Annotated in this window: 20 protein-coding genes and 1 tRNA gene; 10 read left to right on the plus strand and 11 right to left on the minus strand. The window is 70.6% G+C overall.

Annotation, left to right across the window (positions count from 1 at the left end):
• Positions 1–49: 49 nt before the first annotated feature.
• Genes ABD371_RS16045 through ABD371_RS16060 form a run of 4 tightly spaced genes read right to left on the minus strand, consistent with a single transcriptional unit; the run spans position 50 to position 3,742 of the window.
• A complete protein-coding gene (locus ABD371_RS16045; protein ID WP_344477330.1) occupies positions 50–1,036 on the minus strand; it encodes an ABC transporter substrate-binding protein in 987 nt (328 codons plus the stop codon).
• A 38-nt stretch (positions 1,037–1,074) separates the two neighbouring features.
• Positions 1,075–1,860: an amino acid ABC transporter ATP-binding protein gene (locus ABD371_RS16050; RefSeq protein ID WP_344477332.1), complete on the minus strand. Its 786-nt coding sequence runs from the start codon at positions 1,858–1,860 to the stop codon at positions 1,075–1,077.
• The gene (locus tag ABD371_RS16055) at positions 1,857–2,810 is read right to left on the minus strand and encodes an amino acid ABC transporter permease (protein ID WP_344477335.1); all 954 of its coding nucleotides are present in this window, start codon (positions 2,808–2,810) and stop codon (positions 1,857–1,859) included. Before ABD371_RS16055 ends, ABD371_RS16050 begins: the two co-directional genes overlap by 4 nt.
• Positions 2,807–3,742 (minus strand): ABC transporter substrate-binding protein, encoded by a 936-nt coding sequence (locus tag ABD371_RS16060; protein WP_344477828.1) that lies wholly within the window; start codon positions 3,740–3,742, stop codon positions 2,807–2,809. Before ABD371_RS16060 ends, ABD371_RS16055 begins: the two co-directional genes overlap by 4 nt.
• Before the next feature lie 771 nt (positions 3,743–4,513).
• Between ABD371_RS16060 and ABD371_RS16065 the strand changes: the two genes are divergently transcribed.
• The 10 genes from ABD371_RS16065 to ABD371_RS16110 all read left to right on the plus strand — a co-directional run bounded on the left by ABD371_RS16065 (position 4,514) and on the right by ABD371_RS16110 (position 14,781).
• Positions 4,514–5,614: an amino acid ABC transporter permease gene (locus ABD371_RS16065; protein WP_381733863.1), complete on the plus strand. Its 1,101-nt coding sequence runs from the start codon at positions 4,514–4,516 to the stop codon at positions 5,612–5,614.
• 151 nt (positions 5,615–5,765) lie between these two features.
• Positions 5,766–7,019, plus strand: a complete 1,254-nt coding sequence (locus tag ABD371_RS16070) for a NosD domain-containing protein (protein ID WP_344477337.1) — start codon at positions 5,766–5,768, stop codon at positions 7,017–7,019.
• A gap of 141 nt (positions 7,020–7,160) precedes the next feature.
• On the plus strand, positions 7,161–8,129 hold the full coding sequence (locus tag ABD371_RS16075; RefSeq protein ID WP_344477339.1) for a hypothetical protein: 969 nt from the start codon (positions 7,161–7,163) through the stop codon (positions 8,127–8,129).
• Between the two features lie 298 nt (positions 8,130–8,427).
• Complete coding sequence (locus ABD371_RS16080) at positions 8,428–8,691, plus strand: phosphopantetheine-binding protein (protein ID WP_344477341.1); 264 nt, start codon at positions 8,428–8,430, stop codon at positions 8,689–8,691.
• A 49-nt stretch (positions 8,692–8,740) separates the two neighbouring features.
• Positions 8,741–9,712: a chlorinating enzyme gene (locus ABD371_RS16085; protein ID WP_344477343.1), complete on the plus strand. Its 972-nt coding sequence runs from the start codon at positions 8,741–8,743 to the stop codon at positions 9,710–9,712.
• 96 nt (positions 9,713–9,808) lie between these two features.
• Positions 9,809–10,534 carry a thioesterase II family protein gene (locus ABD371_RS16090; RefSeq protein ID WP_344477345.1) on the plus strand — a complete coding sequence of 242 codons (726 nt, stop codon included), beginning with the start codon at positions 9,809–9,811 and terminating at the stop codon, positions 10,532–10,534.
• Between the two features lie 19 nt (positions 10,535–10,553).
• Complete coding sequence (locus ABD371_RS16095; protein WP_344477347.1) at positions 10,554–12,101, plus strand: amino acid adenylation domain-containing protein; 1,548 nt, start codon at positions 10,554–10,556, stop codon at positions 12,099–12,101.
• Between the two features lie 13 nt (positions 12,102–12,114).
• A tRNA-Ala gene (locus ABD371_RS16100) sits at positions 12,115–12,186 on the plus strand.
• Positions 12,187–12,277: 91 nt separating this feature from the next.
• Positions 12,278–13,558: a cation:proton antiporter gene (locus tag ABD371_RS16105; RefSeq protein WP_344477349.1), complete on the plus strand. Its 1,281-nt coding sequence runs from the start codon at positions 12,278–12,280 to the stop codon at positions 13,556–13,558.
• A gap of 29 nt (positions 13,559–13,587) precedes the next feature.
• Positions 13,588–14,781 carry a LuxR C-terminal-related transcriptional regulator gene (locus tag ABD371_RS16110; RefSeq protein WP_344477351.1) on the plus strand — a complete coding sequence of 398 codons (1,194 nt, stop codon included), beginning with the start codon at positions 13,588–13,590 and terminating at the stop codon, positions 14,779–14,781.
• A gap of 1 nt (position 14,782) precedes the next feature.
• Here ABD371_RS16110 and ABD371_RS16115 read toward each other — a convergent pair whose 3' ends face one another.
• The 7 genes from ABD371_RS16115 to ABD371_RS16145 all read right to left on the minus strand — a co-directional run bounded on the left by ABD371_RS16115 (position 14,783) and on the right by ABD371_RS16145 (position 22,028).
• Entirely contained in the window at positions 14,783–16,189 is a 1,407-nt protein-coding gene (locus ABD371_RS16115) for an amidase (protein ID WP_344477353.1), read from the minus strand.
• A 47-nt stretch (positions 16,190–16,236) separates the two neighbouring features.
• Positions 16,237–17,577 carry a phthiocerol/phthiodiolone dimycocerosyl transferase family protein gene (locus ABD371_RS16120; RefSeq protein ID WP_344477355.1) on the minus strand — a complete coding sequence of 447 codons (1,341 nt, stop codon included), beginning with the start codon at positions 17,575–17,577 and terminating at the stop codon, positions 16,237–16,239.
• 15 nt (positions 17,578–17,592) lie between these two features.
• A complete protein-coding gene (locus ABD371_RS16125; protein ID WP_344477357.1) occupies positions 17,593–17,988 on the minus strand; it encodes a hypothetical protein in 396 nt (131 codons plus the stop codon).
• A gap of 60 nt (positions 17,989–18,048) precedes the next feature.
• The gene (locus ABD371_RS16130) at positions 18,049–19,257 is read right to left on the minus strand and encodes an acyl-CoA dehydrogenase family protein (protein ID WP_344477359.1); all 1,209 of its coding nucleotides are present in this window, start codon (positions 19,255–19,257) and stop codon (positions 18,049–18,051) included.
• A gap of 12 nt (positions 19,258–19,269) precedes the next feature.
• The gene (locus ABD371_RS16135) at positions 19,270–19,794 is read right to left on the minus strand and encodes a flavin reductase family protein (protein ID WP_344477361.1); all 525 of its coding nucleotides are present in this window, start codon (positions 19,792–19,794) and stop codon (positions 19,270–19,272) included.
• Positions 19,795–19,920: 126 nt separating this feature from the next.
• The gene (locus ABD371_RS16140) at positions 19,921–20,835 is read right to left on the minus strand and encodes an SDR family oxidoreductase (RefSeq protein ID WP_344477363.1); all 915 of its coding nucleotides are present in this window, start codon (positions 20,833–20,835) and stop codon (positions 19,921–19,923) included.
• On the minus strand, positions 20,832–22,028 hold the full coding sequence (locus ABD371_RS16145; RefSeq protein WP_344477365.1) for an FAD-dependent oxidoreductase: 1,197 nt from the start codon (positions 22,026–22,028) through the stop codon (positions 20,832–20,834). The genes ABD371_RS16140 and ABD371_RS16145 overlap by 4 nt, the downstream gene beginning before the upstream one ends.
• Position 22,029: the final 1 nt, after the last annotated feature.

Genomic DNA, 22,029 nt, shown 5'->3' on the forward strand with positions numbered 1-22,029 from the left:
ACGGGTCGAGACCGCCGGCGGAGCGGTCTCCCGTGTCCCCGAATGGGTGCTACTGGCCGCCCTTGGGCAGTCCGGGCGGGTTGATCTCGGACCGGGAGACGGCCTCGTCGGACAGGCCCCAGCGCTTGAGCACCTTGGCGTACGCGCCGTTGCGGATGACCTCGTTGAGCGCGTCGGCGAGCGGCTCGACCAGGCCGCTGTCCTTCTTGGTGGTGGCCGCGATGAGGCCCTGGAGGGTGGCGCCCGCCCCGGAGTAGGTGCCGACGACCTCGCTCCTGCCCGTGGTGGCCGCCTGGTGGGCGGCGGTCGGGTGGGGGCCGAGGAAGAGGTCGATCCGGCCGGACTGGAGGGCGAGGTAGGTGTCGCTCTCGCTCTGGTAGTACTTGATGTCCACCGGCTTCAGACCGGCCTTCACGGCCTCCGCGCTCCACTCGACCAGCAGCTTCTCCTGATTGGTTCCGCTGCTCACGGCGATGGTCCGGCCGGCCACGTCCTTGGGCCCGGCGATCTTCAGTCCGCTGCCCTTCTTCGCCGCGAAGCCCAGGTTGTCCTTGCGGTAGGTGGCGAAGTCGTACTTCTCCTTGCGCTCCTCGGTGTCGGTGATGTTGCTGAAGCCGACGTCGTACTTGGCGCTGTCGAGGCCGACGAAGATGTTCTCCCAGGAGACCGAGTTCATGCGCGGTTCGAGGCCGAGCACATCGGCGACCAGATGGGCGATGTCGGGCTCGACGCCGATGACGGTCTTGTTGTCGCTGGCGTGGAAGGTCAGGGGCGCGTCGGAGCCGGAGGAGCCGACGATCTCCAGGGTGCCTCTCTTGCGGATCCGCTCGGGGAGCTTGGCGGCGATGGAGTCGACCTTGTCGGTGGTGACACGGTTCTGGTCGGGGCTCGTGTTGATTCTGGTGCCGGTGCCCTTGGTGGAGGCAGCCGCCCCGGTCGTGCCGCCCTCGGAGGGGTTGCCGCACGCGGCGAGGACGAGGGCTGCGGTCAGTGCCAGCACGGCTGCGGTGGTGTGGCGGACGGTCGAGGCGGACATGGTCGCGCTCCTTGCCTGTGGAGAGGGGAGGGTGCGGGTCAGAGGGCCTTGGAGAGGAAGGCGCGGGTGCGCTCGTGCTGCGGATCGTCCAGTACGGCCGCGGGCGGGCCCTGTTCGACGACGAGACCGCCGTCCATGAACACCACGGTGTCGGCGACCTCGCGGGCGAAGCCGATCTCATGGGTCACGACGATCATGGTGGTTCCGGTGTGGGCCAAGTCCTTGATGACGTCGAGGACTTCGCCGACCAGTTCCGGGTCGAGCGCCGAGGTGGGCTCGTCGAACAGCAGCACCTTCGGTTCGAGGGCGAGTGCGCGGGCGATGGCCACGCGCTGCTGCTGGCCCCCGGAGAGCTGGCGCGGATAGACGTCGGTCTTGTCGGCGAGCCCGACCCGCTCCAGCAGCCGGCGGGCGGTCTCCTCCGCTTCCCTGCGGCGGCGGCGCAGCGCGGAGACGGGGGCCTCGACGAGGTTCTCCAGCACGGTCAGATGCGGGAAGAGGTTGAAGTTCTGGAAGACGAACCCGATGTGGGTGCGCTGCTTCAGTACGTCCTTCTCCTTCAGCTCGTGCAGCTTGTCGCCGGAGCGGCGGTAGCCGATGAGTTCGCCGTCGATGCTGATCCAGCCCCGGTTGACCTTCTCCAGATGGTTGATGGTGCGCAGCAGGGTGGATTTCCCGGAGCCGGACGGGCCGAGGATCACGGTGACCTCGCCGGTGCGGACCCGCAGATCGACACCGCGCAGCACCTGAAGCGCGCCGAAGCTCTTGTGCACGCCGTGGACGTCCACCATCACCTCGGCGGCGGCCGGCGTCGGGTCGCTCATCGGCTGTCTCCCATGCTCTTCCGGGGGATGACGGGCTGGTCGCGCCGGGAGGCCGCGGTGCGCAGGGTGCGTACGAAGCGGCGGGCGCGCTGGATCGGGGTGGGCGGCGGGGTGCGGTCGGCCCCGCGGGCGAAGTACCGCTCGACGTAGTACTGGGCGATCGACAGCAGGGAGGTGAGGACCACGTACCAGGCGGTGGCGACCAGCAGCAGCGGGATCACCCGGCCGTTGCGGCCGTAGATCACCTGTACTTGGTAGAACAGCTCGCCGATGGCCATCACATAGACCACCGAGGTGCCCTTGAGGAGGCTGATGATCTCGCTGCCGGCCGTGGGCAGGATGGCGCGCATGGCCTGCGGCAGCACGATCCGGCGGATCTGCCGGAGCCGGGGGATGCCCAGCGCCGCGGCGGCCTCCAGCTGTCCGTGGTCGACGGCGACGACGCCGCCCCGGACGATCTCGGCGGCGTAGGCGGCCTGGTGCAGCGTCAGCCCGATGATGGCGGCTCCCATGGTGCCGATCAGGCTGTTGCTGTCGACGGACCAGAACACCGGGCCGAACGGGATGCCGACGCCCAGCCTCTCGTACAGGGCGCTGAGGTTGAACCAGAACACCAGCTGGACGATCATCGGAATGGACCGGAAGATCCAGATGTAGGTCCAGGCGACGGTCTGGAGCAGCGGGCTGCTCGACAGCCGCATGAAGGCCAGTACGGTGCCCAGGGCGAAGCCCAGGACGGTGGCGTAGGAGGTGAGCTGGAGGGTCACCCACACCGCGTCCACGATCGTCTGGGACAGGACGTACTCGCTGAAGACGCCCCATTCCCAGACCGGGTTGGTGGCCAGCCCGTGCGCGAACTGGGCGACCAGCACGGCCACGGCGACGGCAGCCGCCCAGCGGGCGTAGTGGCGGGCGGGGACGACCTTGAGGGCGCTGCGCTCACTCGTCACGTGTGCTCGGGCGGGTTGATGCGCGAGGTGTCGGTCGCGGAGGCGGAGGTGCCCCACTTCTTGAGGATCCGGGCGTAGGCGCCGGTGCGGATCAGCTCGTTGACGGCGGCCTGGAACGCCTCGGTGAGGGGGGAGCCCTTCTTGAAGGCGAAGCCGACGTCGAGTCGGTGGTACTCGCCGAGGAAGGTGGTCTGCGAGGCGGGCTGCGCCGCCTGGTGGCGCAGGCCGTTGATGGTCGACATGATCACGTCGATCCGGCCCTGCTGGAGCGCGGTGAGGGTGGCCCCGTTCTCGGAGTAGACCTTCACGTCGTACGGCTTCTTCCCCGCCTTGGCGCACACGCCCTTCCGTGCGGTGAGGGTCGCCTCGAAGGTGGTGCCGGCCCCGGTGCCGATGGTCAGTCCGCAGAGCCGGGTGAGGTCGGTGACCTTCTTCGTGAGCGCGGTGCCGCCCTTCTTCACCGCGAAGCCCTGGCCGTCGTTGATGTAGGTGACGAAGTCGATCGTCTTCAGGCGTTCGGTGGTGACGCCGAAGTTTCCGGTGCCCAGGTCGTACTTGCCGCTGCCGAGGGCGGGCAGGATCGTCTCGAAGGAGGCGTCCTGCCGCTCCAGCCGCACGCCGAGGACCTTGGCCGCCGCGTCCGCGATGTCGATGTCCTGGCCCTCGGGCGGCTTGTCCGAGCCGTTCGGGTAGTAGGCGCCGGGCGGGGCTCCGACGGAGCTGCCGATCCGCAGCGTGCCCGCCTCGCGGACCTCGGCGGGCAGCAGGGCCGCGACGGACGCCACCTCGCGCACGTCGGCGACCGGGTCGTCGGCCGACCGGCCGCCCGCCGGCTCGGCCCCGGGGGCGTCGCCGGAGCCGCAGGCGGTCAGCGCGAGTACGGGCAGCAGCGCGAGGGCGGCGGCGACGCGCCGCCCCGTTCTGCGGCGCACTCGCACGGAGGTGTCGGGGCGCGGGGCCGTTTCGGAGCCGTCGCCGTCGGCGGCGATGCCAAGGAACTCCACGGGCACGGGAGATCGCCTTCTCTCAAATCCTCTGGCCGCCGCGCTGCGGGGCAGCGCTCGGGCGCGGCGGAGCAGCCCTCGGCACGGCCGGGGTGCGACAGCGCTTCAGGGGGCTGGGAACCGGATGGTGAGCGGGGTGTGATGACGCCGGGGCACGGGCCTCGGGCGGGATGGGACGGCGGCGCGGATCAGATCTCGCGGACCCTTGTCACAACGGACTCGGCGCATGCTCGGGGCAGGCGCACGACGGTGCCGCGAAGACGGAATCCGGCCCGCAACGGGGTCACCGAGGGAGGGAAAGGGCCGGTCGGAGGGCCTACTGCCGCGTCAGGCGCAACACGCCGCGGACCACACCCGACCGAAGTCGATGTGATCACGGGTGACCAGGCGCTGCTCGGCAATCATGCGACTAATTGAGCAGTACATCTCGCTTCTCGTCAACCATGTCCCGCGTGATGGAGCGACGTTGAGAGGTTTCTCCGTGCGGTTGACACCTGTGTGCGTCGGGCGCATACGATCGAGGTCGGACGGGCTCCGCCGCGCGCGGCAGCCGCGCCGGCCGCGTTGAGGGACGCGGCGATCGCGATGACGCCGAACCAGTCACGCCCCCGCACCGCGCCGTGTCCGCGCGGCATCCACGAACGCGCGCCGCCGGGTGGCCGCCGTCGCCCGTGTGCGCCCCTCCCCTGGAGCCTCCTGATGGCCTCGCCGTCCGACACCACCGATCCCTCACGCATCACAGCTTCCCCTTCCGTTTCCCCTTCCGTTTCCCCTTCCGTTTCCCCTTCCGTTTCCGCCTCCGCTTCGGCTTCCGCGCCCGATTCCGTCCCGCCCCCGGAGCGCCCCGGAGCCCTCGGCGACACCCCCGCTTCCGGCCCCGGCCGGCCGGTCCCCGACGAGGCCGCGCCCCGGATCGTGCCGCGCCGGCATGTCGGCCGTCTGCTGACGGCCGCCGTCGCGCTGCTGGTCTTCGCGATGGCGGTCAACTCCGTCGTCCGCAACCCCGCCTTCCAGTGGAGTGTGGTCGGCCGGTACTTCACCACGACCGCCGTGCTCGACGGGCTGCTGCTCACCCTGTGGCTGACCGGCGCGGTGATGGTCCTCGGCTTTCTGATCGGCATTCCGCTGGCCGTGATGCGGCTCTCCGCCAACCCCGTGCTGCGCACGCTGAGCTGGGGCTACGTCTGGATCTTCCGGTCCACCCCGCTGCTGGTGCAGCTGCTGTTCTGGTTCAACATCGGCGCGCTCTACCCGACGCTCGGGATCGGCGTCCCCTTCGGGCCCCAGTTCCTCACCGTCACGACGGTCAATCTGCTCGGCCCCACTCTCACCGCCGTCATCGGTCTGACCCTGCACGAGGCCGCCTACGCCGCCGAGGTGGTGCGCGGCGGCATCCTCTCCGTGGAATCCGGCCAGACGGAGGCCGCCCAGGCCCTGGGCATCGGCAGACGGCGCACCCTGCACCGGATCGTCATCCCGCAGGCGATGCGCTCCATCGTGCCGACCGCGGGGAACATGCTCATCGGCACCCTCAAGGGCACCAGCATCGTCAGCGTGCTGGCCGTGCACGACCTGCTGTACTCGGTGCAGCTGGTCTACAACCAGACCTACCAGGTCATCCCGCTGCTGATGGTCGCGACCCTCTGGTACATCGCCGTCACGACCGTGCTCAGCACGGGGCAGTTCTATGTCGAGCGGTACTACGCGCGCGGCTCGGCCCGCGCGCTGCCGCCCACTCCCCCGCAGCGGCTCCGAACCGGCCTGTCCGCGCTCCGTGCCCGGCTGGACAGGGCGTCTTAGGTCATTCCTTCGCGCGCTTATGGCCTTCGGAAGGTTTTCGCCCAACCCTGGGGAAGGCGGGTCGGATCATCCATCCCGTCACACAGTTCCCAAGGGTCCGCGCCCGGCCCGTGAGGCCGGTGGGCGAATCCACTCCAGAAGGAGACTTGACATGATCCGTTCAAGGTGGTTCGCGGTGGCGGGAGCGGCCGCGCTGCTGGGCACGGTGCCCGCGACGGCGGCGCACGCCGCGCCGCTCGCCTGCGGCCAGACGGTCACGACCAGCGTCGTCCTCGGCGCCGACCTGCTCAACTGCCCCGGCGACGGTCTGGTCGTCGGGGCCGGCGGCATCACCATCGACCTCAATGGACGCACCGTCGACGGTGTCGGCCTGGGATCCGGGATCCGGAACGACGGGTTCGCGAACGTCACCGTCACCAACAGCGGCAGCACTCAGGCGCTCGTCCAGCAATTCGACCACGGAGTACGGCTCAACACCGGCACGGCCGGAAACATCGTCGAAAAACTTACCGTCCAGAACAATGAATTCTCCGGCGTGGAACTCAACAGCGCCCACAGCGGGAATCGGGTGCGCAACAACCTCATCGACCGGCAGTCGCACAGAGGCGTCACGATCACCGGCGGATCGGGCGGCAATACGGTCCTGGACAACACGCTCACCGGCAACCAGGGCGGGGGCGTCTTCGTCCAGAGAGCCGGCGGCAACCGCGTCGAGGGCAATCGGATCAGCGGCAGCGGGGGCGCGGGCCTGGTCCTGGAGGGATCCAGCGACAACACCCTGCTGACCAACACCATCGCCAACAGCAGCGACGGCGCGATCGTTCTGCGGCTCGGCTCGAACACCAATCTCGTCCAGGGCAACTCGTCCGCCCAGAGCGCGGACGCCGGGCTGACCGTCTCCGACTCCACCGGGAACCGGCTGCTCTCCAACACGATCCAGGGCAGCGGCGACAGCGGGATCGCCCTCCAGGCGTCCCACTCCAACACCATCACCGGCAACGACGTCAGCAGAAACACCGGCGGTATCGAGCTGAGTTCCTCCCACCACAATGCGATCCATTCCAATATCGCGAGCAACACCACCGGAACCGGAATCAGTCTGGGGCTCTCCCTCAACAACAATCTCCAGAACAACCAGGCGAGCCAGAACAACTCACGGGGCATCCAGATCACCGGGGACGCGGCCCCCGGGGCCGGCAACCAGCTGATCGGCAACACCGCCGGCGCCAACAAGGGCGACGGCATCTTCGTCTCCAAGGCCGCCCACACCCTCCAGGGCAACATCGCCCGCGACAACAAGAGCTGGGGCATCTACGCCGACCCGGGCAACATCGACGGCGGAGGCAACCGGGCCGGCAACAACGCCCAGAGCGGTCAGTGCATGCGCGTCGTCTGCGCTCCCTGAGTTCCGCGAGCTCCCCCGGCCCGGACCGTGTCCTGGGCGGCGAGGCGGACGTTGATCCGGCGGGTGGATCGCGAGAAGCGCGAACCACGAGGCAGTTCCCGCTGGAGGTAAAGGGTGTCACGTCAGCGTCAAAGGCTGGGAGTGCTCGCCGCCGCCGCTCTCGTTCTCCTGGGTCCCTCGGTCGCTCCGACCGCCGCGGCACCCCCCTGGCCGGCCGGCGGAGCCGACGGAAGCGTCGCCGGACAGACCGTCCGGGCGAGCGCGCCGGCCGACCAGGACGCCGCCTTCGCGAAGAGGCGTCAGGACGCCCGGACCAAGGGGCTCATCGACGCCGACGGCAGGGTCACGGGAAGCCAGCGCCTGGGGTTCCGGGGGTGGCCGCACGACGACACCGGATACGCCGTCCGGCCCCGGGATCTGGCATTCCTCGGGCTGACCTGGCAGCAGGTCGAGTGGTGGCGTCGCTACCAGGCCCCGCTGGGCACGAATCCGCGGCAGTTCAAGGACATGTCCTCGGACCTGTTCAAGGCCCTGTGCTCCGCCTGCGAGCGCCCCGAGGAGTACGACGTGAGGCTCCAGGGATCCTGGGCGTTCTTCTTCTCGGGCCGCCACAAGAACTTCCCGACCGAGGAGGAGCTGGCGGAGCAGCCCGTGGCGCTGGAAAGGCTCCGGACGTGGATGGGCTCCACGCCCCCCGCCGAGCGCCCGGCCCGCCGGCCGTTCGAAACGCTGTACAAGCTGGGGGCGCTCGACGAGAAGGGGGTGCCGGTGGGACCCAGCGACGGCGACGTCCACATCTCCTCCGATGTGATGGTGGCCGAGGCCCGGAAGAAATGGGACGAGCTGAGGGACGCGGGAAAGCTTTCGGACGAAGACCTCCGGAAGGGCTTCATCCACCAGAAGTACTTCTTCGTCAACCGGACGGCGGTTCGGGAGGCATTCCCGAGGCTTGAGAAGTGGGCGGTCGCCTGGAAGGAGAAGCTGGGGCGCGGCGTAGCACCGTCGCTGTTCCCCAGCTCCGGGCCGCCCGACAAGACTCAGATGGGGAACGGGGTGTCCACTCACTTCCGCGACTCCGACTGGATCGTGAGGTTCTCCCCCACTCGCTGACCCGCCCCGCCCCGGACGCCGCCGTGCGCCCCACCACCCACACGTGGTCGGGCGCACGGCGGCGTCTGTTGGGTCGGGTGACCCGTGAGGGGCGGAAGAGACGCATGTTCTTCGCGCATACCCCCCAAGCTATTGGCATTACCACCCATCGTGACAGCCGCTATAGAGTTCAACTCGCAAGGCACCATGCGTGTTTGCGCAGAGCTGCAACAGAGCGTCCAGCGAATCCCCGGTCGGCTCACTCGCCCATCCTCGCGGGATGCTCGCACGAGACCCAACGAGAGGAGCAAGGAAGAAAATGACCGTTTCTGTCCCCGGTGACCTCCAGGAACTACAGAAGCTGCTCGTCGACTGGGTGGGTGAATTCCTTGAGGCGCCGGACGCGTCCCCGGCCGACAACTTCCTGGACCTGGGCGGCCACTCACTCCTCGCCATGAACATCAATGTGCGTGTGCAGCAGAAGTTCGGTCACGAACTCGATGTCAGAACCCTGTTCGAACAATCCATCGGCGAGACCGTCACGGAACTCCACACCCGTATGACAGGACAGCCCGCCGCATAACGCGCGACCTCGTTCACCATGCCCATTCCAACCAGAAGCTGGAGTAGCCGTGAGTGATCAGATTTCCGACTTCCGACTGACCCCCGAAGAGCTCGCCACGTTCAAGGAGCAGGGTTTCATCGGGCCGCTCAAGGTGTACGAGCCGGAGGACATGGAGAAGCGCTGGAACGAGATACGCCGGGCCATTCCGGACCGTTCCCTGGCCATCTATCCGGAGAACTCGCTGGGCGCCGTCACCAACCTCTCCAACTACGACCGGCACCTCGACATCGATCTGCTCAGCGAGCACATCATGAACCGGGCCATCGCGGAGCGGGTCTCCTCGATCCTCGGTCCGGATCTGCTCTGCTGGCGCACCGAGTTCTTCCCGAAGTACCAGGGCGACGAGGGGACGGACTGGCACCAGGCCTCGACATTCGGCAACGCCAGCGGCCGGCCCCAGATCCAGTGGCCCAAGGTCAACGACGCGCCCGCCTTCGGCGGCACGATCACCGCCTGGACCGCGTTCACCCACTCCACCAGGGAGAACGGCTGTCTCCAGCTCATGCCGGGCACCCACCGGGTGATGAACTACGACGAGTCCCTCGGCATGTCCTACAACCCGGAAACGATCAACAAGACGGAGAAGGACAGCATCAAGCGCGGCTTCTTCGGCTACGACTACCGCCAGCTCCAGAAGGACCCCGACTGGCGTCCCGACGAGTCGCAGGCCTTCTCCCTGGTCATGCAGCCGGGCGAGTGCGTCATCTTCTGGTCGACCCTGATGCACGGCTCGCTGCCGCACACGGGCAGCAAGAAGGACTACCGCATGGGGTTCGCGACCCGGTACGTCCCGACCAGCGTCAAGATCTACCCGGACTCCGAGGACGTCGCCGAGTACGGCGGCAGGATCCCGCTCGACAACTTCGCCTCCGTGCTCGTCTCGGGCAAGGACGAGCACGGCATCAACCGGCTGACCGACCGGAGCCGGCGGGACTACACGTTCACCCCGTGGGATTTCACCCGGCCCGCCGGCAGCTGACGACCGCGCCGTCCGCCCGGGGCCGCGTGACCGGTCGAACCCCGTCACCGGTCACGCCGCTCCGGTGCCCCTCCCCCAGACCCGGAAGGCGCACCGATGGCCGTGCTCGCCCTGTTCCACCACGCCGGCGGTTCGGCGGCCGTGTTCCGCCGGCTGATCCGGCTGCTGCCCGACCACATCAGGCCGGTGGCGATCGAACTTCCCGGCCGCGGCCGCCGCTGGCGCGAGCCCACCCTGCACACCGCCGACGAGGCGGTGCGCGATCTGACGGAGCTGCTGGTCCGTGAAGCCGGGGCCGAAACCGATCTGTCCATCTTCGGCCACAGCATGGGCGCCTACCTCGGACTCGGAGTGGCGGCGGCCCTGGAGCGGCGCGGAGGGCCGCGCTGCCGGGTGCTCTTCGCCTCCGCCAACCTCGCGCCGCGGCTCGCCTCACCGCTCTTCGCCGAGGACGAGGTTCCCGCCTCCGACGAGGAGGTGCTGCGGCGTGCCGCGCGGTACGGCGCGATGGACGCCGGTTCGCTCCGCGATCCGCACATCGCCGCGCGCGCCGTCTCCCTGCTGCGGGCCGACTTCGACATCTGCGACTCGTTCGTCCGTACCCGGTCCAGGACCGTGACCGAGAGCCGCGTCGTCGTCTGCCGGGGCCGACAGGACGCGTTCGGCGACGAGCACACCGCCCCGTGGCAGTGGAGCAGCGTACAGCCGCTCACCACCCTCACCTTCCCCGGCGGCCATCTCTATCTGGAATCGGCCGGGGCCGAACCCCTCGCCGCGAAGATCGAGTCGGTCATCACCGAACCGGCGCGGTCCCGAACCTGATCCAGCCAGGGAGCAACCGTTGACCGATGTACGGGAATCCGACGGAAGACCGCTGTTCGCCCACGAACTGTTCGAGGTCAGGCGCGATCTCCACCCCGATCTGCCCGCCGTGGTCCGGGGCGGCGAGAAGCTCTCCTACGGCGAGCTGGGGCGCGACTCGGACCGGCTGGCCCTGGCCCTGCGCTCGGCGGGCGACGCGGACCGGCCGGTCGGGGTCTTCCTCGGACGCGGGTTCGGCATCGCCGTGGCGGTGCTGGGCGTGCTCAAGGCGGGCCGCGCCTATGTGCCGCTCGATCCGTCCTACCCCGACGCACGCCTCGCCGGCATGCTGCGGGACAGCGGAGCGGACGTCCTGCTGACCGACAGGACGCTCGCCGGCCGGATTCCCCTGCCGGACGGCACCCGCGCCACCGTGCTCGACGACGCCCTGTCGGCCGCCGGGAACGCGCCCCGGACGGCGGCGGCACCCGCCCTCGGACGGGACTCCCTCGCCTACGTGATCTACACCTCCGGGTCCACCGGGACGCCGAAGGGCGTGGCCATGCCCCACGGCCCGCTGGCCAACCTCATCGGCTGGCAGTGCGGGCAGTCCTCCTGCGGCACCGGCGACCGCACCCTCCAGTTCTCCGCGCTGAGCTTCGACGTGTCCTTCCAGGAGATGTTCAGCACCTGGGCGTCCGGCGGAACACTGGTGGTGGTCGACGACGCGGCACGGCGGAGCTGCCAGACCCTGATCGAGCTGATGAACGACGCCTCGGTACGGCGGATGTTCCTGCCGTTCGTCGCGTTGCAGGCGATCTCGGAGCACGCCAGCGCGGTCGGCGCGTGGCCGGCCTCCCTCCGCGAGGTCATCACGGCCGGCGAACAGCTCCAGGTCACCCCCGCGGTGCGCGCCCTGTTCGAGCACCTGGACGACGCCGTGCTGGTGAACCAGTACGGGCCGTCGGAGACCCATGTGGTGACCTCTCTCGAACTCGGCGGCGACCCGCGTCTGTGGCCGGACCGTCCCGGCATCGGCCGTCCCATCACCGGGGCCGAGGCGTATGTGCTGGACGAGCGGCTGCGTCCGCGACCGCCCGGGGTGGCCGGCGAGCTGTGCATCGGCGGCCCGGTGCTCGCGCGGGGCTATCTGGGCAGGCCCGAGGCGACCGCCGCGAAATTCCGGACGGTGGCGGGGGTGGCCGGCGGAGGACGGATCTACCGGACGGGCGATCTGGTCGAGACGCTGCCGGACGGCACCCTCCAGTTCCTCGGGCGGCTGGACGACCAGGTGAAGATCCGGGGCCATCGTGTGGAGATCGGCGAGGTCGAGGCGAGGCTCCGGGCGCTGCCGGAGGTGGCCGACACGGCCGTGGTGGTGCGGGAGGGTGCGGCGGGCGTCAAGCAGCTGGTGGCGTTCTGCGTTCCGGCGCGGGGGGCCGAGGTGGTGGCCGCCTCGGTGCGGCGGAGCCTCTCGGCCCAGCTGCCCGACCACATGATCCCGTCCTCGGTGCGGAGCCTGCCGTCGGGCCTGCCGCTCACCCCGAGCGGCAAGGTCGACCGGAAGGCGCTGACGCGAGTGCTCTGACCGCCCTCTGCGACGGGGCGCGTGTGAGCGGCACACCTTCTCGCCGAGCGAGACGCAGTCGGTTCGATCCCGGCCGCCCCGACCAGACGACTCCGGCCGTGCCGGCTTTCCGAGAAGGTAGGAGGAGAAGAGTGTCGACGCATGTCCCAGCCCTGAGTGCCGGGGAGAGCGGTAGCGTGGCCGGAATCGTTCTGGTGGACCTGGCGCTGCTGCTGCTCACCGCTCTCCTGTTCGTCACCCTGGCCAAGCGGGTGAGACAGCCCGCCGTGATGGGCGAGATCGTCGCCGGGATAGCCCTGGGGCCGAGCCTGCTCGGGCTGCTCCCCGGCGATCTGCCCGAGGTGCTCTTTCCCCCCGAGGCCCGCCCGTACCTCGAAGTGCTCGCCCAACTGGGTCTGGTGCTCTTCATGTTCGGCATCGGGTACCGGCTGAGCCTCTCGCATGTGAAAGGGGTCGGGAGACACATCGCGCTGGTGTCGCTGAGTTCGGTGGCGCTGCCGTTCGCGATGGGGGCCGCCCTCGCGCTGCTGCTGTTCCCCTGGCTCGACCAGAGCCAGCTGAGGACGGAGGGAGTCCTCGGCCCGGCGCTCTTCCTCGGCGCGGCGATGTCCATCACCGCCTTCCCGGTCCTCGCCCGGATCATCCTCGAACGGGGCCTGCAGAAACAGCGGGTGGGCACGGTGGCCCTGATCAGCGCCGCGATCCAGGACGTGATCGCCTGGAGCGTGCTCGCCGTGGTCGCCACGATGGTGACGGCCGGCGGAGCCTGGTCGTTCGGGCGCACCATCGTCGGCGCGCTGCTGTTCGTACTGGCGATGATCTACGTGGCCCGGCCGGCGCTGGCCTGGCTGCTGGCCCCGGAGCGGCGGTGGGCGGGCAACAGCATGATCGTCCATGTCACGCTCTGCTCGGGCCTGCTGGCCAGTGCGTGGGTCACCGACCAGATAGGGCTGCACGCGGTGTTCGGCGCGTTCCTGTTCGGCACCGTCGTGCCCCGCCGCCACATCGACGCGACCGCGCCCGAGGTGCCGGAGCGCATCGACCAGACCAGCCTGCTGCTGCTCCCGGTCTTCTTCACCGTGACCGGGCTGTCGGTGGACCTCTCCACGCTCGGCACCCAGGGGTTCGTGATGGTGCTGGCGGTGGTCGCGGTGGCCTGCGCGGGGAAATTCCTCGGCGCCGCGGGGGCTGCGCGGCTCACCGGGGCGAGTGGCCGCGAGTCCATGGTGCTGGGCATCCTGCTCAACGCGCGGGGGCTGACCGAGCTGATCGTCCTCAATGTGGGTCTGAGCCTGGGCGCGCTGGACACCCGGCTGTTCACCGCCATGGTCGTGATGGCCGTGGTCACCACGCTGATGACCGGGCCGCTGCTGAGCCGGTTCCACCGTGACACCGAGCCGGGTTCGCCGGTGGTGCGGCGGCCGGCCGAACAGATCGGGAAGGGGGCGGTCCAGTGACGGCGACCGATACGAGAGAGGGCCTGTCCATGCCCGTCGCACCGCCCCCGCTCCCTCTCCGGCTGCCGCTGCGCGGCCGTGAGAACGAGTTGGCGCGCGTACTCCGGGCGCTGGAGTTCGGCGTCCGGGGCGGCTGCGCGCTGGTGGCGGTCGAGGGGCCGCCCGGTTCCGGGAAGACCAGGTTCCTGGACGAGTGCGTGACCGCGGCGGAACGGCTCGGTTACGCGGCCCGTCGTCCGTTCCCGCTCTCCGGGCCGCCCGGGGGGTCCGGTCCGACGGAGGACGAAGCGGCCGACCGGCCCAGGCTGATGGTGATCGACGACGCCCACTTCCTGGGAGAGAGGGCGAGCGACGCGCTGCTCGCCCGGCGGGACGCCCAGTGCGGCAGCAAGGTGGTCTGGCTGGTCGCGCGCCGGCGCGGGACGGGTTCGCGAAGCCTCGACGCGCTGGTCGCCGGCTCCATCGGCCACACCGAGCGGATCACGCTCGACGCGCTCCGCGCCCCCGCGTCGCTCCAGGTGGCCGCCGACATCCTGGGCGTACCCCCCTCTCCCCCGCTCGCCCGGGTGCTGGACCGCGCGGGCGGGCACCCCAAGCTGCTGGTGGAGCTGGTCGAGGGAATGCGCGAGGAGCGGACGATCCGGGTGGGCGTCCAGGAGGCCGAGCTGGTCGAGGAGCGCATACCGCAGCGCTTGCGGGCACTCCTTCAGACCATGCTCCAGGAGTATCCGGACCAGTGCCGCCAGCTGCTGCGGGTGGCGGCCGTGCTGGGCCGGGAGAGCACGGTCGACGCCCTGCTCCCGATCCTGCACATGTCGCCGTCCACCCTGCTGCTGACCCTGGACCGGACCTTCACCACCGGGGTGCTGACCGTCGACAACGCACGGGTCGGCTTCACCAATGAGCTGCTGTGGCGACTCGTCGTCGATTCGGTGCCGGCCACGCTGCGGCAGGCGCTGCGCCGGCAGGTGGCCGCCGCACGGCCGGGACACCCGACCGGGGCCCGGCCGGCGGTGCCCGCCGGGCCACCGGATCTGAACGGCCAGGAGTACGAGATCGTCCGGCTGGTCGCCGAGGGGCTGACCAATCAGCAGATCGGCCGGCGGCTGGAGATCTCCCCGCACACCGTCAACTACCACTTGAAGAAGCTGTTCCGGAAGGTCGGTGTGAACTCCCGCATCGCCCTGCTGCGCGCGATCCGGCTGGAAGGGCTGCCCCGGTGAGTCATCCGAGCCGGGGCGGCTCGTCCGCCCACGGCCGGGCGCGCTCGAAGGCGGCGGCCAGGCCCAGCAGCCGGGCCTCGGCCCCGGGCGCGCCGACGAGCTGGACGCCGACCGGCAGATTCCGCGCGGCCCGGCCCGCGGGGAGCGAGATCGCGGGCTGTCCGGTGATGTTGAACGGATAGGCGAAGGCCAGCCAGTCCGCGTACTCCCGCCACCGCTCCGTGAACCCCGGGCCGGCCGGAGCCGTCCCGAGCGGCGGGGGAAGCACGGTGAGGGTGGGGGTGAGCAGGACGTCGAACCGCGTCCAGAAGCGTATGATCCCGGCCGCCCGGCTCTGGGCGGCGGCGATGGCCGAGGAGTAGTCGGCGGCGCCGAGCCGCTCGCCGTGCAGCGCGACGTCGAGGGTCGTCGGCTCCAGTTCGGACAGGCGCTCCCGCGGTACGCCGCGGACCATGGCGGCCACGTTCGCCGCGATGACCGTCAGCAGGGGATCGAGCAGCCCGCCGAGGTCGGGCGAGGCCTCGACCGGCTCGGCCCCCAGGCCGTCGAAGACCGAGACCGCCCGTTCGAAGACCTCCCGCACCTCCGGGACGACCGTGCCGTGGGGCGGGGTGCAGGTGTACGCGACCCGCAGGCGCTCCGGCGGCCGGTCGCAGGCGGCCAGGAACGAACCGGACGGTTCGGGGAGTCCGTAGGGCTCCCCGGCGACCGGGCCCGCCGTCGCGTCGAGCATCAGGGCGGCGTCGCGGACGGTACGGGCCATCTGGCCGTTGACGACATATCCCGCCCACTGCTCCTGGGTGGCCGGGGCCCACGGGGTGCGCCCCCGGGTGGGCTTGAGCCCCACCACCCCGCAGGCGGAGGCGGGCGCCCGCCCCGAGCCCGCGCCGTCGGCGGCCAGGGCGAGCGGGGCGATGCCGGCCGCCACGGCCGCCGCCGCGCCGCCGCTGGAGCCCGCCGGGCCGTACGCGGTGTTCCAGGGGTTGCGGGTGGCCGGGAACGCCCGGTTCTCCGTGGTGATCCGCAGCCCGAACTCCGGCATGTTGGTGCTGCCGATCAGGATGCCGCCCGCCCGCCGGAGCCGGGCGACCACCTCGCTGTCGAAGCCGGGCCGGTGACCGGTGAACGGAAGCGATCCGTAGGCGAGCGGCAGATCCGCCGACTCGTTGGCGTCCTTGACGGTGAACGGGATCCCGTGCAGCGGACCGTGCTCCTCCGGGGGCTTCGCGTCCGCGGCGCGGGCGTCCGCGAGAGCGCCCTCGGCCCGGACGGCGACCACCGCGTTCAGCAGCGGGTTCACCGCCTCCAGGCGGGCCAGCACCGCTTCGGTGACTTCGACGGCGGAGAGTTCCTTGTCCCGGATGAGACTGCGGAGTTCGCTCGCGGGCGTGAAGATCGGCGATTCCATCGGCGGCTGCTCCCCTGCGGTTTCGGGCTCGGGTTTCGGGCGGCGGCTCATATGAGGGCCAGTACGGTCTCCACACAGCTGTCGGCGAGTCTCGCCGCGCGTTCGGCCGAGACGATTCCCTCGGCGTGGGTGAAGTTCCAGACGAGCTGGTGGTGGCTGGAGTTGACGGTGGCGACGAACGCGCCCACCACCGAGAGCGAGGCGATGAACTGCGCGCCCGTCATCCGCCAGGGGCCGATCGTGTCGGGGAACGGGAACCGGCCGATGTTGGAGAGGGAGAAGTTGATCGGTCCCTTCTCGTCCAGATGCCGTACGAAGGGAAGGCTGTCGGCCAGGCGGTCCGGCCCGGAGACCCCGATCATGCGGATCATGGAGAACTGCTCGCCCCGCGTCTTGCGCGCCCTGAGGTCCTCGCTGATCCCCCGTGCCGTCTCCCACAGCGGACGGGCTCTCCCGTACTGGACGAGGGAGGGAATGGTCGCCACATAGCTGCCCACGTCGTCCGGGGCCACCGATGGTTCGAGGTCGCCCCGGAAGTCGACCGGGGAGCCGATCGAGTACCACGCCGAATCGTCGGCCCCGGCGTCCGCGGCGACCGCGCGCACCATCGCGGCGGCGAGCACCCCGTGGATCGTGACTCCGTGCGAACGGCAGGCCCGGGCGAGCCGGTCCAGCGCCCCGGCGTCCAGCGAGCGGTGGAGGAACCGGGTGCGGCGGCGCTCGAAGGGCACGGCCCGGTCGGCGTCGACACGGCGGGTGCGCAACCGGCGGAGGTCGCTCTCGTCCCGCTCGGCCTTCGCCTTCGCCAGCGCCTCGCCCGCCGCACCCCGGTGCCCGGCCGGGAGGAGGTCCTCGGTCGCGGGCAGCACGGCACGCGGTTCGACGGCACGGCCGGCCGCGAGTTCGGCCCACTGCCGCAGCAGGGAGAGGACCGTGGTCCCGTCCGCGATGACGTGCGGCAGGCTCAGGATCAGGTCGTGCGCCTCGCCGTCGGGTCCCGGGCCGCTGAGCACGGTGGCCGTGGCCAGCGGTCCGGTGCGCCAGTCGACAGGGCCGTTGACCAGCTCTCCGTCGACGACCCGCGCCCACGCGTCCTCGGCGTCCGCCGGTCCGAGGGTGCGGTGGTCGAGCGGTACGGGCCGGTCGTCCACCGGGGTGAAGCGGGGTTCCCGCCCGGTGGCGTCGGCCTCGATCGCCACCCGGAGCAGCGGATGGCGGGCCTGGAGCAGGTTCAGCGCCGAACGCAGAGACGATCGGGAGACCGGGCCGTGCAGACGTACCCGCCCGATGACGTTCAGGGGTGATATCTGGTCGGCTATCCAGTACCAGCGCTCCAGCGGGCTCAGTTCCCGTCGCAGCGTCCGGAGGGGCATGGGGGTGGTGGACATGTGCGCTCCTGGGGGTCAGTCGACGGGCGATCCGGCGAGCGGCCGGAACATGGCCGCGCTCGCCCGGGTTTCCGCGGTGGTCTGCCACGGCGGGTTGGTGCCGAAGGCGATCAGGGCCCGTTCGCCGTCGGCCCGGAACGCGACCGGCTCGCCCCGCTCCACCCAGACCAGCTCGTGCGGTCCGGCGGAGATCGAGCCGCCCTCGAAGTCCACGGCGAACCTGCCGGACAGGACGACGATGAACTCGTCGTAGCTGGGCACCCATTCCATGACGTCGCCGGGGTGCAGCAGGGCGAATCCGGCGCCCATCGATTTCGGGATCCCGTCGTCGGCGAGGTCGCCTATGTAGATACGGGTTTCGGCGAACTGCTGCCAGTTCGCCTGCTCGGTGTCGTACGTGCGCGCGGCCATGGCCGTCTCCTGTCCGTGGTGTCCAGTCGTGGTCTCGCCGGTCCCTCCGGTCTCCGCGCGTCAGACCAGCGGAGAGATCTGCTCCTCGACGCCGAGCAGCGCCTTGCCGTACATCTCCTTGATCATCGCGGGCTGGAGGATCGCGTGCCGGGCGGCTGTGCCCGAGTCCCGCCAGATCCGCTGAAGCGGGCTGGAGTCGGCGAAACCGCCCGCGCCGTGCGCGGTCAGGAGCATGTCGATCGCCTCGCTGAGATGCCCGACCGCCCAGCTGAGGTCGGACCGTGCCCGGAGCCGGCCCAGGGGGTCCAGGGCCTCGCCGCGCGCCGCCGCCGCGTCGATGTCGTCGGCGGCGCGGTGGACGTGCAGATGCGCGGAGTCGATCTTCTGTGTCGCCTCGGCGATCTGCAGCTGGAAGGCCGTGGAGTCGCGCTGCTTCTCGAAGAAGGTGAAGGTGACGGCCTTGTCGGCGGCCCTGGCCTTGACCAGCTCCAGCGCCGCGCGGCCCATCCCCAGGTGCGGGGCCACCAGTGGGGCCGCGGTGAGGAACTGTACGAAGGCGGAGCGGGGGAGGCTTCCGCCGGAGCGCTGGACCGGGTAGTCGCCGGCCATCGCCGTCGGCACGGACAGGACCCGGTGCTCCGGTACGAAGACGTCCTCGGCCACCAGGGAGTTGCTCCCGGTGGCGCGCATGCCCGTCACGAACCAGCTCTCCTCCACCTTGTAGTCGGCGGCGGGAATCAGCGCGATGCCCTGGTCGACGACGCGCCCCGTGGAGTCCGGGACCGGGAAGCCGACCACGGCCCAGTCGGCGTGCCAGGCTCCGGAGCCGTAGGCCCACCGGCCCGAGACCCGGAAGCCGCCCTCGACCCGCCGGGCGGTGGCGCTCGGGGTGAGCACACCGGTCACCTTCGCCCCCGGGTCCGCGCCGAAGAGTTCGTCCTGCGCCCGTTCCGGGAAGAGGCTGACGATCCATGCCACCGAGTTGCACACCGAGACCAGCCACGAGGCGCTGCCGTCCCCCTCGGCGAGGGTCGCGGACACATCGATCAGGGTGCGCAGGGGCACCTCGTGACCGCCGTACCGCTGGGGCACGGAGAGCTTGAACATTCCGGCGTCCGCCAGGGATCGCACGGATTCCTCGGAAAGCCTGCGGTCGCGCTCCCCCTGTTCCGCGTTGCGCGCGAGGAGCGGAATCAATTCGCGCGCGCTGCGGAGCAGATCGGGTGATGCCGGAGAATTGCGATCCTGATGTGTTCGGGTGACGGTCATGGGTTCTCCACCTCAGCGAGCAAATGCCGCGATCTGATCGGTGATGGACAGGTGCTTTCTCCGCGTGAAAGCGGAATGTGTGCCGAACGTCCGGTGACCGTGAACGAGCGGGGGCGCACCCTCCGCGCCCCAGACACGGTCCACCAGGCCGAGCAGCAGCAGATGGTCCCCGCCGGCGACGAACCGCCGCGGGCGGCACACGAGCCAGCCCGGCGCGTCCCGCAGTCGCGGCAGGCCCTCGTCCGCGTACCACTCGACCTGGTCGAACCGGTCGGCGGCCGGGGAGGCGAAGATGTCCGCGACGCCGTCCTGCCCGGCGCCGAGCAGGTTCACCCCGAATCGCCCGGCCCGCCGGATCCTCGGCAGCAGCCTGGAGCGGCGGTCCAGTGCGACGGTCACCATGGGCGGACGCAGGGACAGCGAGGTGAGCGAGCCGACGGTCGTCCCGTGGGGCAGACCGTCCGCCATCGCCGTGACCACCGCGACCGGAGTGCAGACGCCGGCCATGAAATCCTTGAATTCTCGCTCCGAAACCATTCTTCTCCCCGGGGTGCGAAGGGACCGGCAACCTTTCATGGATTATTCGTCCGCATTTTGTCGATCACTTCGACGCTGCGTAGGCTATCCATGGGTTCAGGACGGGTCCAGCGAATCCATACGGCACTACTCGAATGCGTAGTCGGCCCGTCCGGGCGCCCTCACGGAAGCGGTGATCGGGCTGAAACGGCGGTCCAGCAGGGAATCGGGAAGCAGCCGCGCCCATCGGCCCGCGCTGCGTGCGTCGGCCCCGACCCAGTAGCGCGTGCGGGGGCGTACGTCGGTCAGGGCGCGGGCGACCGTGCGGGCGAAATCCTCGGGCGTGGTGAGGCTCTTCGTCGACTGCTGCCCGTTTCCCTCCATGAACGCCCCGAAGGAGGCCCGGTAGAGCTCGGCCACCCCGGCGGGCGCGTCGCGCAGCAGCCGCTCGCCCGCCTCGGACACCTTGTCCCACATCGGTGTGAGGATGGCGCCCGGCGCCACGATCGACACCCGCACGCCGGTGGGCGTCAGTTCGCGGCGGAGGGCGTCGCTCATCGCCTCCTTGGCGAACTGCGCCGCGGCGTAGGCCCCGAGGTAGGGAACGGCGGTCTTGCCCAGTCCCGAGGTGATGTTGACGATCCGTCCCCGCGAGCGGCGCAGCAGCGGCAGATGCGCGCGGATCATTCCGAGCTGGCCGACCACATTGACGTCGAGCTGCCGGCGGAACCGGTCGCTGTCGACGCATTCCAGCGGGCCCGGGACGCAGATGCCGGCGTTGTTCACCAGGCCGCGCAGCCCGCCGTACTCGCGTTCGACGAGTTCGGCCGAGGCCCGTACCGACGCGTCGTCGGTGATGTCGATGACGGCGTAGCGCAGTCGGCCGCGGAGCGACTCGCCGACGAGCTTCTCCCCGTCCTCGCCGCGCCGGACCCCCGCGAGAACGTGGAAGCCCCGGTTCTCCAGCTCCAGCGCGCACTCCCGGCCCAGTCCCGAGGACGCGCCCGTGACGACGACCGCGCCGCCCGCCGGGAGACTCCTCCGTACCGCCCGTGCACTCATCGGTTCCACCTCTCGAATTCGTCGGGGAGGGGGCCCGCGCCGGGGAAGGTCAGCGCGGGCTCCAGCTTGCCCACCAGCGTCCGGTGGGGCATCAGCCGGAAGTACGCGTCGCGGATCCTGCGGCGCACGGGTCCCTGTGACTGCTCGAAGTCGCTGATCGACCGGGTGGCTTCGACGATCGCGCGGGTCCGGTCGTACCGTGCCGCCTCGTAGCCGCGCAGTCCGCGCGGCACGTCCGGGGCGTGCCGCAGATGCCGGGCCAGGACGGCGGCGTCCTCCATCGCCATGGCGGAGCCCTGGCCGAGGCTGGTGAGCATGGGGTGGGCGGCGTCCCCGAGCAGGGTCACCGGGCCGGTGCCCCAGGGCCGCAGGAACGGGCGGTCGCGGGTGTTCAGCGTCAGCAGATCGGCGGGCGGCGTCGCCCGGATCGCCTCGCGGACCTCGTCCGGCCAGCCGGAGTAGGAGTCCAGCACCCCGGCCTTGCCGCCGCCCCAGGTGCTGGACTCCTGGAGCGGCATGTTCTTCGTGCCCCACCAGTAGAGGCGGCCCCGGCCGATGTCGACCAGACCGAACCGCATTCCGTCGCCCCAGAAGTGCACCACCGAGCCGGGCGGGAATCTCGGGTGGCTGTACTCGGTGATGCCCAGCCAGGCGATGTACCCGCTGTCGTGGGCGGGTTCGTCCGGTCCGGCGAGCTGCCGGCGGAGTGCCGAGTTGAATCCGTCGGCACCGACCAGGAGATCGGCCTCGGCGGACCGGCCGTCGGCGAAACGGACCCGGGCCCGGTCGCCGGCCACTTCGAACCCCTCGGCGGCGGCGTCCAGGGTGATGGGCACGTCGGCCGCCGCGTCCAGCAGCGCGGTGAGCAGATCGGCCCGGCTGACGCACACGCACGGGACGCCGAGCTTCCGGACGATCTCGGGGAAGGGGAACTCCCGGATCAGTCTGCCCCTGGAGTCCTTGACGTGGTAGGTCTCCATCACCCGGCCGTACTTCTCCAGGCGGAGGTCGATGTCGAGGGTGGCGAGCGCGGCCGTGGCGTTGCTCATCACGGAGAGGCCGAATCCGGCGGCCCGCAGCTCCGGGGCCCGCTCGTACACCTCGACGTCGAAGCCGACGCGCCGCAGCGCGATGGCCGTGGTCAGTCCGCCGATGCCCGCACCGACGACGATGGCTGTCCTTTTCCCGCCCATG

Origin of the sequence: Streptomyces amakusaensis, from assembly GCF_039532665.1 — a bacterium.
In the GTDB taxonomy this organism is placed as follows: domain Bacteria; phylum Actinomycetota; class Actinomycetes; order Streptomycetales; family Streptomycetaceae; genus Streptomyces; species Streptomyces amakusaensis.